Origin of the sequence: Arenimonas malthae CC-JY-1, assembly GCF_000747075.1 — a bacterium.
GTDB lineage: Bacteria > Pseudomonadota > Gammaproteobacteria > Xanthomonadales > Xanthomonadaceae > Arenimonas > Arenimonas malthae.
On the sequence record NZ_AVCH01000182.1, the window covers coordinates 21,559 to 39,179 of the forward strand.

The 17,621-nt window shown below is 62.9% G+C and carries 16 protein-coding genes; 1 reads left to right on the forward strand and 15 read right to left on the reverse strand.

The window, feature by feature from the left end; genetic code table 11:
- Positions 1 to 165: 165 nt before the first annotated feature.
- The 5 genes from N790_RS11435 to N790_RS11455 are packed head-to-tail and all read right to left on the reverse strand — an operon-like array spanning position 166 to position 4,162.
- Entirely contained in the window at positions 166 to 1,236 is a 1,071-nt protein-coding gene (locus N790_RS11435) for an ArsO family NAD(P)H-dependent flavin-containing monooxygenase (protein WP_043804324.1), read from the reverse strand.
- Positions 1,237 to 1,260: 24 nt separating this feature from the next.
- Positions 1,261 to 2,247, reverse strand: a complete 987-nt coding sequence (gene trxB / locus N790_RS11440) for a thioredoxin-disulfide reductase (protein WP_043804264.1) — start codon at positions 2,245 to 2,247, stop codon at positions 1,261 to 1,263.
- Between the two features lie 3 nt (positions 2,248 to 2,250).
- Entirely contained in the window at positions 2,251 to 3,309 is a 1,059-nt protein-coding gene (arsB, locus tag N790_RS11445) for an ACR3 family arsenite efflux transporter (protein ID WP_043804266.1), read from the reverse strand.
- Between the two features lie 20 nt (positions 3,310 to 3,329).
- The gene (locus tag N790_RS11450) at positions 3,330 to 3,821 is read right to left on the reverse strand and encodes an arsenate reductase ArsC (RefSeq protein ID WP_043804268.1); all 492 of its coding nucleotides are present in this window, start codon (positions 3,819 to 3,821) and stop codon (positions 3,330 to 3,332) included.
- Between the two features lie 26 nt (positions 3,822 to 3,847).
- Positions 3,848 to 4,162 (reverse strand): ArsR/SmtB family transcription factor, encoded by a 315-nt coding sequence (locus N790_RS11455; protein ID WP_043804270.1) that lies wholly within the window; start codon positions 4,160 to 4,162, stop codon positions 3,848 to 3,850.
- Positions 4,163 to 4,338: 176 nt separating this feature from the next.
- On the opposite strand from N790_RS11455, the gene N790_RS11465 reads away from it, so the two are divergent.
- Positions 4,339 to 5,438 (forward strand): IS3 family transposase gene (locus tag N790_RS11465; protein WP_156970052.1). Its coding sequence is split into 2 segments (ribosomal slippage): positions 4,339 to 4,588 and positions 4,588 to 5,438, totalling 1,101 coding nucleotides; the frame shifts between segments, so codons are not numbered across the junction.
- Positions 5,439 to 5,889: 451 nt separating this feature from the next.
- Here the strand turns inward: N790_RS11465 and N790_RS11470 are convergent.
- The 10 genes from N790_RS11470 to N790_RS11505 all read right to left on the reverse strand — a co-directional run bounded on the left by N790_RS11470 (position 5,890) and on the right by N790_RS11505 (position 17,602).
- Positions 5,890 to 6,771 (reverse strand): trypsin-like serine protease, encoded by an 882-nt coding sequence (locus tag N790_RS11470; protein WP_245593780.1) that lies wholly within the window; start codon positions 6,769 to 6,771, stop codon positions 5,890 to 5,892.
- Positions 6,772 to 6,863: 92 nt separating this feature from the next.
- Positions 6,864 to 7,106 carry an MbcA/ParS/Xre antitoxin family protein gene (locus N790_RS16885; protein WP_084062872.1) on the reverse strand — a complete coding sequence of 81 codons (243 nt, stop codon included), beginning with the start codon at positions 7,104 to 7,106 and terminating at the stop codon, positions 6,864 to 6,866.
- Positions 7,107 to 7,191: 85 nt separating this feature from the next.
- Positions 7,192 to 8,280: a BsuBI/PstI family type II restriction endonuclease gene (locus N790_RS11475; protein ID WP_281174852.1), complete on the reverse strand. Its 1,089-nt coding sequence runs from the start codon at positions 8,278 to 8,280 to the stop codon at positions 7,192 to 7,194.
- The gene (locus N790_RS15730) at positions 8,268 to 10,046 is read right to left on the reverse strand and encodes an Eco57I restriction-modification methylase domain-containing protein (protein WP_245593781.1); all 1,779 of its coding nucleotides are present in this window, start codon (positions 10,044 to 10,046) and stop codon (positions 8,268 to 8,270) included. The genes N790_RS11475 and N790_RS15730 overlap by 13 nt, the downstream gene beginning before the upstream one ends.
- Positions 10,047 to 10,743: 697 nt before the next feature.
- A complete protein-coding gene (locus tag N790_RS11480; protein ID WP_245593782.1) occupies positions 10,744 to 11,163 on the reverse strand; it encodes an antitoxin Xre-like helix-turn-helix domain-containing protein in 420 nt (139 codons plus the stop codon).
- Positions 11,160 to 13,067 carry a TniQ family protein gene (locus tag N790_RS11485; RefSeq protein WP_043804280.1) on the reverse strand — a complete coding sequence of 636 codons (1,908 nt, stop codon included), beginning with the start codon at positions 13,065 to 13,067 and terminating at the stop codon, positions 11,160 to 11,162. The genes N790_RS11480 and N790_RS11485 overlap by 4 nt, the downstream gene beginning before the upstream one ends.
- Positions 13,064 to 14,215 (reverse strand): TniB family NTP-binding protein, encoded by a 1,152-nt coding sequence (locus tag N790_RS11490; RefSeq protein ID WP_043804282.1) that lies wholly within the window; start codon positions 14,213 to 14,215, stop codon positions 13,064 to 13,066. Before N790_RS11490 ends, N790_RS11485 begins: the two co-directional genes overlap by 4 nt.
- Positions 14,212 to 16,308: a DDE-type integrase/transposase/recombinase gene (locus N790_RS11495; protein ID WP_043804284.1), complete on the reverse strand. Its 2,097-nt coding sequence runs from the start codon at positions 16,306 to 16,308 to the stop codon at positions 14,212 to 14,214. Before N790_RS11495 ends, N790_RS11490 begins: the two co-directional genes overlap by 4 nt.
- On the reverse strand, positions 16,305 to 17,132 hold the full coding sequence (locus N790_RS16100) for a TnsA endonuclease N-terminal domain-containing protein (protein ID WP_169742179.1): 828 nt from the start codon (positions 17,130 to 17,132) through the stop codon (positions 16,305 to 16,307). Before N790_RS16100 ends, N790_RS11495 begins: the two co-directional genes overlap by 4 nt.
- Before the next feature lie 230 nt (positions 17,133 to 17,362).
- On the reverse strand, positions 17,363 to 17,602 hold the full coding sequence (locus N790_RS11505) for a hypothetical protein (RefSeq protein ID WP_156970054.1): 240 nt from the start codon (positions 17,600 to 17,602) through the stop codon (positions 17,363 to 17,365).
- Positions 17,603 to 17,621 lie beyond the last annotated feature (19 nt).

Genomic DNA, 17,621 nt, shown 5'->3' on the forward strand with positions numbered 1-17,621 from the left:
CCGTTTTTACACGAATCCCTGCCGACCCTCGAGATGCTCCCCCTTCTGTATGACAACTTGATGACAAGCGGCTATTCAGTTGGCGATAAAGGCTCCAAAAGCAAAAGTCCCGCGAGAGCGGGACTTTGTTGGGGTACTGGCACCCCAGCGGATGTTCTTTGCCGCCTAGCCACACGCGGCTGCGTAACAGTCTGTAATTTGTCTCACTACCTCCCGCGCATAACGGGTCACACCGATCAGTGTGGCTGACGCGGCGCCATTCCAGTCGCCATAGCCCAGCAGCCAGACCGATGGCTCTGCGACCGAACGAACCTTGGTGTCATCTACGTCGATCCGACCTTGGGCGTTGACCAGGCCCAGTCCTTCCAGGTGCGACAAGGCCGGCCGGAAGCCGGTGCACCAGATCACCGCGTCGAAGTTGCGTTCGCTGCCATCTGCCCACTGCATGCCGGTGGCGGTGAAACGGACGGGTGGCGTCATGGAAACCAGTACACCGCGGCGCCGTGCGTCCACCACCGGCGGCACCATGACGATGTCGCCAAAACCACCCTGCGGAACATCCGGCTCGCGTCCTTCCTGCTGAGCCCTCCACTTCTCGGTTGCGCGTGCGAACAGAACGCGCCCGTCGACATCGTCGGCCAGGAAGGCTGGCTCCCGCTGGGTGATCCAGGTGGTCTCGGCCACCTTGGAGACCTCGGCCAGAATCTGTGCGCCTGAGTTGCCGCTGCCGATGATTGCCACGCGCATTCCGGCGAAGGGTTCGGGATGGCTGTAGTGGGCCGAGTGCAGCTGCACGCCGCCGAAAGCGTCCAGACCTTCATATTCGGGCGTGTAGGGATGCCGCCACGTACCCGTGGCGCTGACAACTGCACGTGTCTGCCACTGCCGGCCGTCATCTGCTTCCACCCGCAGCCGGCTCCCCGAGCGGCTGATTCGTTCCACCTGCACGGGACGGATGACAGGCAGCGCATATTTATGCTCGTAGCGCGCGAGGTAGTCGAGCACTTCCGCCTGCGACGGGTACGGTTCCCGGGTGGCAGGCATCGGCCAACCGGGAATCGAGCTCCAGCCCGCCGGCGAGAACAGGTGCAGCGATTCCCACGCATGCTGCCAAGCACCGCCGGGGGATGCCTCCGCATCGAGAATCACATAGGACAGCCCGATCCGACGCAGGAAGTAGCCAGCCGAAAGACCTGCCTGGCCACCTCCGATCACCACCACATCGACGCTGTCCATCTGGGCTTCCTCACACCGCTGCACTCAGGCGGCGTTCTTGTGCTGCTGTTGATCGGAGATCTTAAGTGCATCCAGATAGCGCTCGGCGTCCAGCGCTGCCATGCAGCCGAAGCCGGCCGAGGTGATCGCCTGGCGGTAGTGCTGGTCGGCCACGTCGCCAGCGGCGAACACGCCTTCCACCGAGGTCTGGGTGGCGTTGCCGCCCAGGCCCGAACGGATGTCCAGGTAGCCGTTGTTCATCGCCAGTTGGCCATCGAACAGGCTCGTGTTGGGGTGGTGGCCGATGGCCACGAAGAAGCCGTGCGCCTCCAGGTCGCGGGTGCTGCCGTCCAGGGTGGACTTCACCCGCACCCCGGTGACGCCGGCGTCATTGCCCAGCACCTCGTCCACCTGGTGGTGCCAGACGGTCTCGATCTTGCCGGCGGCGACCGTGGCAAACAGCTTGTCCTGCATGATCTTTTCCGCCTTGAGGGTGTCGCGGCGGTGCACCAGGTAGACCTTGCGGGCGATGTTGGACAGGTACAGCGCCTCTTCCACGGCGGTGTTGCCGCCGCCTACCACCACCACGTCCTGGTCGCGGTAGAAGAAGCCGTCGCAGGTGGCGCAGGCCGACACGCCGCGGCCCTTGAAGGTTTCCTCGGAGGGGATGCCCAAGTACTTGGCGGTGGCGCCGGTAGCGATGATCAGCGCGTCGCAGGTGTACTCGGCGCTGTCGCCGATCAGCTTGAACGGGCGCTGGGACAGGTCGGCGGTGTGGATGTGGTCGAAGATCACCTCGGTCTCGAAGCGCTCGGCATGGGCCTGCATGCGCGCCATCAGGTCCGGGCCCATCAGGCCATGCGCGTCGCCCGGCCAGTTGTCGACCTCGGTGGTGGTCATGAGCTGGCCGCCCTGCTGCAGGCCGGTGATCACCACCGGGTTCAGGTTGGCGCGGGCGGCGTAGACCGCGGCCGTCCAGCCGGCCGGGCCGGAACCGAGGATCAACAGCGGGATGTGTTGGGTCTTGCTCATGACTCAATGACTCCGTGCGTCGGCAGGAAAGTAGCGCTTGCCCAGCCGCAGGGCGACATGGACCAACAGGATCAGCACCGGCACCTCCACCAACGGACCGATGACTGCAGCGAAGGCGACCGGCGAAGCCAGACCAAAGGCGGCGATGGCGACGGCAATGGCCAGCTCGAAATTGTTGCCAGCAGCAGTGAAGGCGATCGCGGTCGTGCGCGGGTAGTCTTTGGCAATGAACTTGCCCATGAAGAAGCTCAGCACGAACTGAATGATGAAATAGAGCGTCAGCGGGATCGCGATGCGCACTGCATCCATCGGGATGCGCAGCACATCGCCCCCCTTCAGGCTGAACATGGCAACGATCGTGAACAGCAGCGCCGCCAGCGTGATCGGACTGATCGCCGGCAGGAACTTCTCTTCATACCAACGCACGCCTTTGCGCGCCTTGAGCCAGCGGCTGGTGAGGAACCCGGCGAGGAAGGGGATGCCCAGATAAATCAGCACCGCCTCGGCAATGGTCCAGAAGCTGACGTCGATCACGCTGCCCTGCAGGCCGAACACCGGCGGCAGCCACGACAGGAAGAACCACGCATACACACTGAACAGCGCGATCTGGAAGATCGAGTTGAAGGCCACCAGGCCGGCCACGTACTGGCTGTCGCCGCGTGCCAGCTGGTTCCACACCAGCACCATCGCGATGCAGCGGGCCAGCCCGATCAGGATCAGGCCAGTCATGTACTCAGGGTAGTCGCGCAGGAACAGCACCGCCAGGCCGAACATCAGGAACGGACCGATGATCCAGTTCTGCAGCAACGAGAGCATCAGTACGCGCTTGTCGGCGAAAACCCGCGGCAGTTCTTCGTACTTCACCTTGGCCAGCGGCGGATACATCATCAGGATCAGGCCGATCGCGATCGGGATGTTGGTTGACCCTATGGACAGGCTGTTCAACGCGCTGGGCACACCATCGAACAACGCCCCCAGGCCGACGCCGAGCGCCATGGCGGCGAAGATCCAGAGCGTGAGATAGCGGTCCAGGAAGGACAGGCGGGAGGTATCAGTAGTCATGGGGATTTCCGGAAGGTCGGTCAGTTGATCTGTGCGATCGGATCGAGCCGGGCCTTGAGGGCCTCGCTGTCATCCCAGACGCTGTCGGAGATCTCCAGGAAGGCCTTCAGGCGCGCCTTGATGATCTGGTGCGCGCGATCGAAGGCTTCGGCCTTCTGTTCGTCCGAGCCTTCCACACCGGCCGGGTCGAACAGGCCCCAGTGCACCCGCACAAAGTCGCCGAACACCACCGGGCAAGCCTCGGCCGCCGCGCTGTCGCATACGGTGACGATCAGATCCATCGGGGCGGCATCAGCTTCGGCGAACTCGTCCCACGATTTGCTGCGCAGGCCGTCCACCGGGAAGCCCTCGCGCCGCAGCTGGGCGATCGCGAACGGGTTGACACGACCGGCTGGCTGGCTGCCCGCGCTGAAGGACTCGTAGCGGCCTTCGCCCCACTTTTTCAGGGTCGATTCGGCCAACACGCTGCGAGCGGAATTACCGGTACACAAGAACAAGACGCGACGGGTCATTTGAGCGATCTCTAAGGTAGGGTTGGTCAGCAGCCAGCGGGGCGTTCGCAGGACTGTTCGTCGGCACAGCAGTTTTCGGTGAGGTAGGCCAGCAGCTCGTTCATCGCCACAAACTCGGCCCGGTAGCAGATGGTCCGGCCACGTTGCTCGGCGCTGATCAGGCCCGCAGTCAGCAGTTCCTTCAGATGGAAGGAAAGTGTGGCGCCAGGCAAGGCGAGCGCTTGGGCGATGTCGCCGGCCAGCTTGCCGCCGCTGCCGGCCTGCACCAGCAGGCGGAAGATCGACAGGCGGGTGGCATGGCCTAGGGCAGCAAGAGCGTGCGTTGCGTTTTTATGTTCCATGCTTCTAGAATAGTCGAACCGAATTGGCAGGACAACCCCATGCAGCAGATTCCCAACGTGGTTCCGGGCGCCTTGGACATTCCTACGGCCGCCAAGCTCAGGGATCCTGACCTGAGACGGATCGTGTAGCCAGTTGGCTGGTGAGTTCTCTACCCTTAACAGGCAAGGAGAGCTCCATGAAGAAGCGATTCACCGACGAGCAGATCATCGGCATCCTGCGCGAGGCCGAGGTCGGCGCCATGTCGATCAAGGCCCTGTGCAAGAAGCACAACCTGACCGAGCAGACCTTTTTCCGCTGGCGCAACAAGTTCGGCGGCTTGGACGTGCCCGATGCCCGTCGGCTCAAGGACCTCGAGTCCGAGAACGCCCGGCTCAAGCGGCTGGTGGCCGAGCAGATGCTGGTCATCGACGGGATGAAGGAGATCGTCCGAAAAAAATGATGACCCCGTCGGAGCGACGCGACACGGTCCAGGTGCTGGTCCGTCGGGGACTCTCGCAGCGAAAGGCCCTTCGTTACCTGGGCCTGAGCCGCCGCATCGCCAGCTACGCCCCGCGCCAGGCCGCCAAGGACCAGGCGGTGGCCGAGCGACTGCTCGCCGCGTCGCCGAAGGTGCCGCGCTTCGGGTATCGCCGGATGGCGGCGTGGCTGGATCTGGGCGAGGCCCGGGTGCGGCGTCTGTGGCGCCAGCTGGGGTTGAACATTCCCCGCCGCCGGCCGCGTCGCCGCCGTTCCGGCAACGACATTCGCCTGCCGGGCGCGGTTCGCCCGAATGCGGTTTGGAGCTACGACTTCGTCCACGACCAGATGGTCGACGGGCGCGCCCTGAAGATGCTGTGCGTGATCGACGAATACACCCGCGAATGCCTGGCCATCGAGGTCGGGGCCAGCCTGCGGGCGCAGGACGTGATCCTGACCTTGTCGCGGCTGATGCGGATCTACGGCAAGCCGGCTTTTGTCCGCTCCGACAACGGCGCCGAGTTCACCGCGGCTAAGGTGATGCGCTGGCTGCGCGACGCGGCGATCGGTCCGGCCTTCATCGCGCCAGGCAGCTCCTGGCAGAACGGCTTCGTCGAAAGCTTCAACGGCAAGCTGCGGGACGAGCTGCTGAACCGGGAATGGTTCCGCAGCCGCGCCGAAGCGAAGGTGCTGATCGAGCGCTGGCGGCAGTTCTACAACGAGCAGCGGCCGCACAGCGCCCATGGCTACAAGCCCCCGGCGACCGTTCGCCGGAACTGGTCGGAACCCGATACCATCTACCCCGGACTCACTGGCTGATTGGCTACAAGTTCCATACTCAGGTCACAACAGCTTAAGCCGTGAGGGTGTGCTGGCTCGACCGTCGGTACCGGTCGAGGCTGACCAATTTGTGGGGGCGAAGGTACCGGAGGCCGTTTACCCTTGGAGAGCTTGCAGGAGCAGGCTTTAAGGTGGCGTTTCACCCAGGCTCATTAATTTAATCAATCGCCACCCTGCCCCCCTTTGATGCAGGCGCTTGGCGGGTCCGCGATGCGCCGCTGCCGGCCGCAAGCGCAAATCGGCCCCGAAGAAATTCCAGTCGTGATCGCCCCAGCGGGCAAACTCAGGCATGGCCAGTGCTGCCGGTACGTGCTGATCGGCGGTTCTGGAATTGACTGAGTCAGCGCGCCGGGGCAACAGCCAATTGCCGTTACCGGCCAGAAGCGGGGTTCCCCCGCTCGGGCGATTCCACCGAGTTAGGTCGCGTTGATCAACGGGACGTCCCAGATATGCCGCCGTCCGCGATCAACTTTTCGATCCAGTCCGCGTAGTTCCCCAGTCTGACGCCAAAGACTGTCTCCCCGTACTTACCGGGATGTAGCTCAGTGCCGGTGACTACGACGCGCTTCCACGCCATGAGACCCGCGACGTGCCATTCGTCTCCAGTTGCGACGAGGATCGGACCGCCGCTGTCCCCGCTGCCAGTAGACGCCTCGAGGGGGAGCGCGTTCGGCGGTTTGTCAAAGCGATAACCGATCCACCGGTCCTCCGAGACGCTGATCTTGTTGTAACCGTGGCGAAGGTCAGTCCGCTGTGGAGCGTACAGGTGGTGACCGGTCACCCCTGTTCCCGTGGCACCCCGCCCCATGATCCGAACGACCTTGCCTAACGCGTCGCCGTTGTAAATTCGTGCTGGCGCAACGTCCAGAACCGGCTCGGCAAGCTGGACCAGCGCAATGTCATCGGAAGACGCCATGAACTCAAAAAAAGGCTCCCAATCGCCCGACGCAAGTGCGGAGTCGATCATCTTCTGGGGAGGCTTCCTGAAGCCGGGATGGATGAAAACATTGCGCACGGCACGGGGAGCACCGGCGACTACGACCACGCCCACAGCATGGTGCCGGTCGACTACGTGCGCGGCGGTAAGGACCCATAGCGGCGCGATGAGGACGCCGTGCCCCTCGCCGGGCATGTCGGCCAGCGCCGGGAACTCGGATGCGGCCATTCGATACTGCAGGTCCGGGACATCGTCACGAATGACGACTGCACTCGCACCGGAGGAGACAAGGAGAAGGAGAAGGACCGCGGAGCGCATGAGGAAAATCCGTTCTTGTGCCAACTTAGTGTGGGGGCTCAACACCTTGTTGCGCAATCCGAGGCTCTCGTGAGGTCCGCTTCGGCTCGGGAGGTAACATCGATCAAGCCCGTCTGGCGCAGATATTCAGCCAGCCAGTGCTGTACTCGCTACTGAAATGCGCCACTGAGTATGGATCCCAAAGCACGACTGACTGAAGCGATGCCCTCGTCTGTTGAGATTAGCTCCGCTGGCTGTCTGCCACCCAGCGCAGGCTGTGGCCGATGAAGCCAATCTTGGAGCCAAAGATCAATGTCAAATTCGGGCGGAGTATCTTCCTGGACCTCTAGTCGTTGCTGAATCTCACGCTTCACCGCTTCAATCTGCTCCGGGACGGGAATAACTTTTACCATTTATCATTCTCCACGGAACACTCGGCATGAGGCAGGCTACTAGGCCGATGCTATAGCGCTCTTCCCCTAGCACGCAGCACGATTTCTACTTCAGCAGCCAAGAGAGCTTTACATCGCCACCATCCTGCAGGGTCACAACATGGTCTGGTTCGGCTGCGAACCAGACAAAAGAGCCCCATGCGAGGTCAGGGACGTTCTTCTTGAATACAGCGGAACTCCGATCCAAGTAGGCCGACACAAAAGCGAGATGGTGTAGCTCGAAACCGGCGTCCACAGCCAGCTCAGTCAGCACCACCTTTCGACTCGCGTGAATAGGTCCATCGGTCGCGACCACTTCCGTGAACACGAAGAGCATATCGGAACCGCTCTCCTCATCCCCCAGATCGACCAGGATGATATCTGGCAGAGCCTTCGATGCATCGATATTTAGCCCCAGCGATGCCGCCAGATCATCATCCCTTTTTACGACCTTACTGCCCGACTGGGAGAGCCACAGCACTGCCGGTCGCCTCAAAAACCTTGGCGCAAATTCTTCAATGACTGCCTTCGCGATAGCACTCGAAGGGCCAGCCTCAAGGGCGCGCACCTCGCCATTAGGAAATGTCACCGAAACTACATCCGCAGCCTGGACCAGCCCCTTCTTGACTAGCCGCTGCCGTGAAAGCGCTGCCTTGGATAAATGGGACGTCTGCCACTCCGAAATTGCACTCTCGAGACTTGCACCGACAAGCCCTTCATCAAACAAGGCTGCAAACTGGGCCTCTAGCGCGTATCGCGGTTTGTCGGACGTGGTCGGTATGTTCGTTCTCTCTACGACTGCACGTGCAGGAATCAGTGCATGGCGCAACGTCTCGTCGCGAATCGGCTCACGCGTATCGCCGGCATACCACGTAACCGCCGGCCTAGCCTGCTTCCTGCTCAGCGACATCTCAACCCATGCCAGCCTGTCTGAATCCTTCAACATCTCTGCCTGTTCGTCCGACATCACCGTCACTTGATTGGGTCGAATCCAGCGATCCGTGCCTTCCACAGCCCCGGCATAGAACATGACATAGATAGTTCGCGCGGCCATCTCGCGAATTGCATAGTTTCGATGGGCGCTCCCCTCTGGAAAGATTAGGGGGAGTCGCTGTGCGATGAGCGCCAACGGCGGAACTGGGATTAGTTCTCCCACGAGACACCGTACCAGCCGGCCACTCGCCGATCGATTAATGCCAACGACGCCCCACTTTCCACAAGACGCTCCAGCTCTCGCAGCTTACCAAGAGCGGGCAGCGGCACGGCGTTCAACTCGAATGCAGAGACAGCAACACTTCCGCTGATGCAGCGAAACAGGCGATCGACAACCGAAGTGTTCAGGAGTGCAGCTATCGTTCCTGGCGAAACTGGCGCGTCCGGCAGCGGCCTTACAACATTCAGGTGGTTCTCGACGACCACCCCACCGTGCTCATCCAGAAACGGGCGCGGCAGAAGGGCCGCGAGCACCCTGCGGTTTTGTTCCTTTGAAGTCGTTCTCTGCACCAACACACATGGCTCTGTGGTGATCAAATGATCTTGGTTTGGATACACCTCAAGGAACGGCACGTGATTCCTCCGCTCAGCGCTAAAGCTGAAGCCAGAGGCCGTCACGGACTCCGACCAAATGAGCGGATATGTGTTTCGATTCTTCTTCGTCCTTAGTTGCTCTCTATGCCTATTCCATACGAGTGGCCCCGTAGATACGGCATAGCCAACGTCGATCAAGCGATTTGGCATGGAACGGACGTTTTCGAGCAACTCGGCATCCGAGCTGGAGCGAGGAAGCAGCCATGGAGATCCGTCATCTGAAACCCTGGTCGTCGCAATGGGCGCGACATCGGCACCGCCCAGGCCCCTCGTCAAGACCCTTGACACATTTGATGCTCGATCATTGCGCCCTATCGAATGGACGAAAAGAATTGTTTCCTGGAGAACGTCGTCGAAGACTCCGTCTCGATCAGCAACGAAGTCGAGCGAAACCGGAGAACCATCCAGGCAAAGCAGCCTGCGCAGCGACTTGAAGTACTGCCCTCCAAGGAATGACGTAGGGGTGACAAATGCTAGAACACCACCGTCGCGGACGTGACGCAGCCCCCAATCCATGAAAAGGCCGTATAGATTCGCATGACCGTACAGCGACCTAGAGAAATACTGCCGCTGCTCCGCGCTCAGTTGCACCCTGCCGTACGGCGGATTCCCGATGACCAATCCATAGTTTGAGACGTCTCGGCGCTGGAGCGTGTCGCTCACCTCCACCACATTCGGCATCCGACGCTTGGCAGCCACGCAAATCGGAAGGACCGCTGCCTCTACCAGTACTGTGGTCATCCAAGCAGCAAAGGGATCCAGCTCAATTCCCTTCAAGCGCCGAGCCAGACGACCAAGAATGAGTTCGGGGGACTGGCCGGCCCACGCCTCCGCCATCCGGCTCGCCAGCGGTGCTAGAAACGCCCCGCCGCCGCACGCTGGATCAATAGCACTATCAGTTGCAATGTTGAAACCCGCATCCTGCGCTTGGCTGATCAATCGCGCCACAAGCGGCGGTGGGGTGTAATACGCACCCATGGATGTTCGGTGCGCGTCTGGCAACATGACTGTGTAGATCGAACCAATCAAATAGCCCGCATGGTCTACCGGAAACTCCGCGATTAGCCTACCGGCGCTCACCGCCACAGCCTTCGCTTCTCGCGAGAACGCTGGCAGCTGAAGTGGTACCGGCCTGATTTTCATTCGGGCGTCATAACGCTCGACGAGGGAGGCCCAAAACGCTTCCAACACAACGGCAGTGAAGGCTCTCGCTAGAGATAGACGGGTTCGCTCATTTGCGCGCGCCTGAGCGTAGCCCCGAGCCATTGCCTTGCAGGACCCGTAGCGCTCGAGCAGCCCATCATTGGGCTCAGTGGCGGCGGGAGCGTTCAGCATCAAGGTTTGTTCTCAGGCGTAGGACGAGGGCGTCCATGCGTTGGCCAGGACCGGATGCCCGGATGCTACCCGAAGGGGTGTCTCAGGAGAAGAGAATGGTTCTCGGCGCCACGGAAAAGCCGTGTGCGGTAGGCCCATGAATTCGAGGGGTCGAAACGAGCCTGGTCCGGCTCCCATGGGCCCGCCGATCCCGGCCTGCTCTCGACCGAACCCGCGTCATCGGCATCGATTTGGATCGGACGCGTTCTTGAGCGCGATAACGAGTCGACCGGACGTCAGGGACTTCCCTTCGGGATGGGCGTTGGCGCAAACCCACCCTGCCTTCAGCACCGCCTCAACTGCTCGGGCCTTAGTCATTTGGCCTGAGAGCCAGCCATCGGGGAGGCTGTCGATGGCTCGAATCGCCTCCTGACCGGACAAGTACTGGATCGCCGTGAGTAGAGACCACTGGACTCCCATTGCCTCGCGCAGCATTCGGCCCGCCTCCTTGTCGTCTACAAGTCCGCTCTCGACCGCAAGAAGCATCCGAGCGGCAAGCAATGCCCGCTCCAACGGTGGTAGTCGGTTCAGGCGCTTTGCGGATGTGTAGCGTGAGGCCATGCCGTGCGTTGGTGCTCACATTCAATGGGGTTCTACTATCTATATTGAATCCGCCACTAACTGGATGGCAATGGTTGAACCCTCCATGCGGACGAGCCTAGCCCCATCCGCGCTGGCTATCCAGGTACTGGCGAACGGCGGACAGGTCTGACATCTGCCCGCCCAGCATACGATCTAGGGCGCTGCCACCGGCGAAAAGGGCAGCCGCATTTGCGCGCTTGATCCATTCGTCCGCCTGCGCCGGCACTACGAACAAGACGTGGAGTGCCTGATAAATACCTAGCACATAGCTGATGCGCTCCAGGACGTCCTCCGTGAGCACCCCCGTGCGACCCCGCTTCCATCGGTAGAAGGTTGAGCGTGGCGGACGGCCCAGCAGGGTGCGTGCCTGCTCCGACGTAAGGCGCCATTTTCCGCATATGTTGAAGAACACGTTCAGGGCAGGCCCTGAAAGATCCCGTCTAGCATGCAAAGGCATCTGAACATCGGGTTTCACGCAGTGTCCTTGCTGGCTCATGGGCGATTGGTAATCGGCTGCCGCCGGTGTGCCGGTCGAGATTGATCAGTGCCCCCATCCAGCGCTGCTCGGATCGCAGCCTCATGCCGCCGATGGACAAAGACCGTCGAGTGTTGCGTCGTCTTGACGGTGACGTGATCGAATGCTTCGAAATTCAATCGCGCATAGGCCGACTTGGCGGTCGTGCCTAGGCGCTTCGCAGTCCTCGCGAGCGCCTCGTAGCACTTGTCGAACGCGATGACGGAGGCAAGGCAGGGCATGTCCCGACCATGCTGCCTCCGCGTTTCCAGGTGCCCGCCACGCTTGAGCCACGTGACCACGGCCGCCGCGCACCCTAGGCGCTCCGCGGTTTGGGCTACCGAAATGCAGACGGCGGCACCCCCGCGAGCGTGCCGGAAGTAGGCCGCCACGACCGCTTCGCTGACCTGAAGTCGGCCCGCGCCGCGGCCTCGTTTGCGGCCGAGCACCATCGCAGGATCGGCGAGGAGGCGGGCCAGCAAGGCGGATTTCTCTGTCGGCGAGGCAGTCCAGGTAGAGAACGCGGCATCAAGCGTAGTAACGCCCAGGTCATTGACAGCACGCTTGTTGGTGCCGAGACCGCGCACCCTTTCGGCGAAAGCCTCCACATCCTCGTGAGTCAAGCTACCGGGAAATGCTGGACGGTACTCCTCGTTGAATACGCCGCCGGCCCGCAACTCCTTGAGCGTGTCAATTGATACGCCGATTCGAGGCGCGGCATCGCGAATAGACACTGCCGGGTACTGCGTGAGCTTGAGTGATCGGATCGCGTCCAGGTCGACAACGATGGCGCGGGTTGAGTTCTTTTTGATGCGCCGGCTCTTGATCTCGCCACTGGCGATCCGCTTCTTGAGCGTGAGTTGGTGGAGACCTATCGCTTCGCGCGCTTCGGCCATGGTTCCCCACCGCACACTCTCCGGAAGAAGACGCTGGGAGTCCTCATCCCGCGCCATCGACCCCCGTGTCCAATGCTGCGCGCCGAAGCGGTAGACCTCTCGCTCCAGGAATGCGAACCCGGATCGCGCGCCTTCGTCGTTCTTTATCAGCCGCACCAACAGCCAACTGAACAGAGCGGGGAATCGAGGCAGCTCTTCGGCGTTCTGGAGCACGTCGTCGTAGGTGGCAGAGAGGAAGTCGCGGAACCCGACAGGCCACCTCGTCAAGGCAGACGCCACGACCTCCAGATGGTCCCGGTAGTGGCATCGAGCCTTTGGTGCCCGCTGGCCGCCCCCGGCCTGGTGCACCACACCGCTCATGACCCAGATCAGCTTGCAGAGACGGCGCAGGTCGAGGTGCGCCAGATGGCCCATCGTCGAGGGCGGCGGCGCCAGCGCGTCATCCTGGTAGACCTGGGACCGAATTACTGCCATGAGCTCCGCGAGCGCCGGCGTCGCTGGCGCAACCGGAGCCGTGGCCAGGTCGAACCCACACTTGCACTGCCGCACCTTGGAACGTGCCCACAGCAAGCGCTTGTGGCACCCGGGGCATTCGGACACCAGTTGAACCTGGTGCACCGGACACACCGCTGCCTGGGCCAGGTCCCAAAATGCTTCGCACGGTCGGCCCTCCGCCAGGCACGCGGGGCAGACCTTGGGGTGCCTGAGGTTGACCTCGTAGCCCGGCAGGTCCGACCCGTAGACCCGGACATAGGCTCGCGGCCGCTCCGCCGGTAGGTGCGTCAACCGATCGATGTCACCCTGGCCCACTCCGGCGAGGGTCGCCAGTCCGGCGGCATCGAGCCGACCTACCTTGGGCCGGTACCATTCCTTGCCCATAGCAGCGAGCACGTAGGCCGTGCTCGGGTAGCCATTGAGCTCGGTAAGGCGCAAGGCAAACCCCATCAGCGATTCGGTCGGCGCCGGTCGCGCCGTGACCACCAGCCTCACAGCGCCTTCCCCAGCTCTTTCTTGGGGTTGGGGCGCCCACGCAGCGGCGGGCGACCTTTCGCCTTCCTCGCCTTCCCGGGGGCGTTACGGACCCGGCGGGGTGCCGCAGGCGGCTCTCGGCGGTCCTCGACGTCGTCGGCGTCAGGCGCCGGCTTGTTCTTGCCGTAGACCGCGACAGCGGCGCTCTTGTCCGCCACCTCTTCCAGGGCCGCATTGGCAAAGACCGTCTCCTGCACCCCTTTGGCCAACAGCGCGGTCGTGTCCGCTCCAAACGGACCGCCAGGTACCGGGAAGAGACGGGCGGACCAGATGGCGCGGGTATACGCCTTCTTCAGGTCGTCCAACCCGATATTCACGGTCCCCGCACGCACGGCATTGCCCACTGCCCTGTCGAGAAGCTTGGCCACCAGGCCAATGCGACCCGCACTCGCAAGAAATACCCGGAGCGCCATCTCCCGGCCATCAAGCGCCGGGAGCTGGAAGGGATGAAGTTCGGCCTGGAACTGGCGCAGGATTGCCCGGAACTGGTCGGAAGAGCCCTTTTCCCCCCAGTCGAAGAGCGGCATCTTGAGTTCGTCGTCGAAGCGACCAGCCAGCTGGGGGTGACCATGAACCACCGAGGCCGCCGTCGGCAGCCCCACGGCCACCAGCCCATACTTGCGGCTCTCCAACAGAACCTTCAGCCAGTCCGCCAGCATGTGCAGTGACTGCTTTTGCCCCTTGTCGCACAGGTGCTGGAACTCGTCGAGGATTATCATCTTGCACTGAACGGCATCGAGCAGCGTGTAAAGCCGCTGGGTCATGTTGCCGAGGGAGCCCCGGCTCCAGTACGGATCGCCCAGCCCGTGGAGTAGGGACTCAAGCAATGACTTAACCGTGGCTTTGGCGGGCGCAACAGCGTAGACCACCGTCCGGATGGTGCGGTCTTCCACGTGGGTGGGCAGGTAGGTTTCCAGGAGATCCCGGACAACGCTGGATTTTCCGGTGCGACTCTCACCGGTGATCAGCAGGCACACCGGCGTTGCCGTGGCACCAACCGCGTCATACGCTTCGGTCAGCTCCTCCAGAATATCGGCATAGGCGCTGTGATCGATCCGGATGCGGGACACGATGTCACGGTACTTGCCCAGTTCCTTCTTGCGGCTCATGAAGCCACCCCCTGCCTGACTTTGCGGCTGGTAAAGGTCGGAATGCTGTCGTCGTCCTCATCCTCCGGTTGGGCCGTCTCGGGCTTGGGCTTCGACCGCGGCGACGGGTTGGCGGTTTCCTTCTTCGACTTCGCTACCGGCACGGACGGCACCACGGGGGCGGGGACGGACGCGGGAACCGCGGGGGACACAGGGTCTGCGGGCAACTGCTCCGCATTGCTCGATGCCTCGGTTTCCGCGGCCGGCGCACCCTCACCAACGAATCGCTGCTGCTTCTTGCGCGACTTGCGCGACCCCAGCCTCATGTCCTCCTCAATCAACGCCCGAATCCGCTGGCGAGCCTCGAGCAAACTGATCTCACGGGCATCGTCCTCCTGGACCCGGCGCTGGAACCGCTTGCAAACCTTGTGCTGCCAGCGCGTCAGGCCGAGCGCGTACTCGGGGTCCAAGGCCGGCACCTTGATCAGGGTGAGCTGGTCAGGCGACACCACCACCACGTGACCGAGGTCGTCATCGCACGTGCGGACCTCAACCTTGATACGGCTGCCGTGAAGCTCACGCAGGGTGCCGAGCTCCCGGGAGTTGTAGAGCAGCGAGTCGAACTCGATACCCTTGTGAGTCAGTTCCCGATGGCACGAGGCGCTGAACGCAGAATCCATCGCCACCGAGGACGGCGGGAGGTAGCGATCGACTTGCTGGATGCCGCTGTTCCAGGCTTCCTGTGGCGTCATACCCAGCCCGGAATGCACCTCCTGGTGGTAGACGTCCACAATCCACATCTGCAACACCCGGCGCAGCGTCGCCAGGGTCATCACCGCATGCTTGGCAGGGTCATAGTCGCCCTTGAGCACGACGCTGGAGAAGGTCTTACCCTTCATGTCCACCAGCAGTCCGGTGTTCATCGTGCCGAAGAACCGCTCCACCTTGCCCTTGTACCAAGGCTTGCGGCGAGGGCAGAACTGCACGTCGATGCCGTAGCGGCCGGCGCCGGCTTCCAGCGCGCGGGCATGAAACTCTAGGCCGTTGTCCACGACCAACAGCTCCATGACCCCCCAGGCATCCCAGGAACAGCGGGTGTCGGGGCACTCATCCTTAGGGGCCAAGGCATGGCGCAGCGCCCGGGTCATGCTGACGTTGCTCGGTTCCTCGAACCCGAGGTAGTAGCCCAACACGTAGCGGCTGTACTCGTCGATGACCAGCGTGAGCCACGGCCGACCCAGCGGCAGGCCGGTGCGGTCATCCACCACAAACAGGTCCATCCGGCTGTGATCCATCGCGGCGCGGGCGAGCGGGCGCGGCGCCACGACGCCACGCCCCGCCGCGCGGAACTCGATGTCGGCGGCGCGCTGACCATAGCGCGCCCGATAGACATCATAGGGAGCCAGTGCCTGTACCAGGGACTTGAAGTAGTTGTAGCTCGGGGTCTTCAGTTGGTCAGACTTCAATCGCGTGGCGTTGCGCTGAGCAATCAGGCCCTTCGCCTCGCCTCGTACCGTCTTGATCGATGGGCGTTCCAGGGTCAGGTAGCGCGTTTCGATGAGCTCCCGGGCAATGGTCTGGACTACCTCGTGGTGTCGCCCGGAGCAATTCCCCTTACCTTCATGCCGGTCGACCAAGCTACGCACATCGCGTCCGCTGGCCTGGTAGGCATTGATCCAGTTCACGACGGTGGTGAAGTGCGGACATTTCTTCTGCGGCTGGCCGTTCCTCCAAAGCTTCTTGTCGTCCCAGATCTCCTTGATGATCGGGGTCATCACTTCGAAGGTTCGCGGCAGCTTTTCCAGCCTCTCCACAAAGGCCAAGCGGGCCTTTGCCTGGTCCTGCTGGGCCTCGGAGTAGCTTTGGCGAAAGGCGTCCAGATGGGCGCTGTCTATCGCTTTCTGCCTGGCACTGTCCGGGGTCGTGTCCCCGCCATCGAGGATCAGACGCCCCGCCTTCCATTCCTTGAGCAGGTCTGCCACCGCATGCTGGGCGATTCGCCCGGTGGCGAGGTCCTCTACCGCGATGATTCCCTCGCCCAGATCGCGCAAGACGCGATGGCGTTGGTTGTTGAGCATCAGGCTTTGGCCGACGCTGAAGCAGCCGCCGGTCATGCGACACCTACCGCGCAGGCGGTGTCTCGGGCGAGCCAGACGCAGGTGCGGTCGGAGAGCGGGCCGTGCGTGTCGATGGCCGCATGGCCGCTCATGATCAGCTGTGCGATACCGACCGCCTCTTGGCTGTCGGCAACGCTCCAGCCAAACGCAGCCAGCGGAACGCGGTCAACGGCGCGCAGCTTCTCCAACGTCGCCAAGAGCTGAACCTCGCTGATCGCGTGACGCGCCCGCCGCAGGACGCGCAATGCGTTCTGGATGTAATCCCCTTGTCGCAGGTGGCGGTCGGTCAGCAGGCAGTAGTCGGCGCCCAAGGCCTCGAGCTGCCCCTCCAGATAGCGGGTGCGCTCACGCACCTCGGCGTCGACGTCCTTTTCGAACTTGATCTCGACAAACGTGAGGCGGTCAGCGACCACCACCGCGAAGTCGGGGATGTGGCTGCGCCAGCCGTCCTCAACCGTGTAGTGGATGCGTACCGGCTGCTCGGCGAAGGCCTGCACGACGGGGCTGACATCGAGGAGCAAGGCCGCCTCGTGTTCGAGTGCGGACTCGCACTGAACGACGCGGCCGAGCTTGACGGAGGTGGTCTTGAACACGGGCCGCGGAGCACCCCGGTGCACGAGGTTTCGGATGCGCACCTCGCCTGGGGGCGGGAGATCCAGACGCAGTGCTTGAGTCGATTCGGCGCCACGCTGGGCTTGCAGCAGGGCGCGGGCCAGCAGGCGTTGGCGCGGCAGCCCCAAGGCGGTGTCAGCCGTCGCTAGGGACGCGGGCGGTGAAGTCGGACGGCACCCGGCGGTCGCGAGATGGGAAAGCAAATTCATGGGCAAAGGGCTCCCGTCATCGCCGCGGCGCGGCGATGGAGTGTCGGTATCAAGGCGTTCCCGCCGGCGGCGGGCACGAATCGGCGCGACCAGGCGGCCCATTGGACGGGCGCCGCCGGTCTGCTAGACTGGGAGTCACTGCGGTGGTCCAAGTGCAGTGCCTCAACAACGGCCCGGGTCTTCACCCCGGGCCGTTGCCGTTTCCAGCCCTTACGCACTGGGCTAGGTGGTCATGGAGTGGCGCTCCTGTCGGGGGGCGAAGGGTTCAGGCCGGCCAGGTAGCGGGCCAGGTCGTCGGACCGGGCGTAGACGCCACGCGCCTGGCCCGGGAGCGGATAGAGCGGTATCGGCACCTGATTGGCCTGCCGGGCCCGCTGGAACGCCCGCTCGTTGGCAAAGCCCAGCGCCTGCCACAACGCCCGCCCGGACACCGGGACGATCGAGGGAGCAATGCCGGGTTTTGTCCGCATGGGGCGCTCCTTGTCGGAT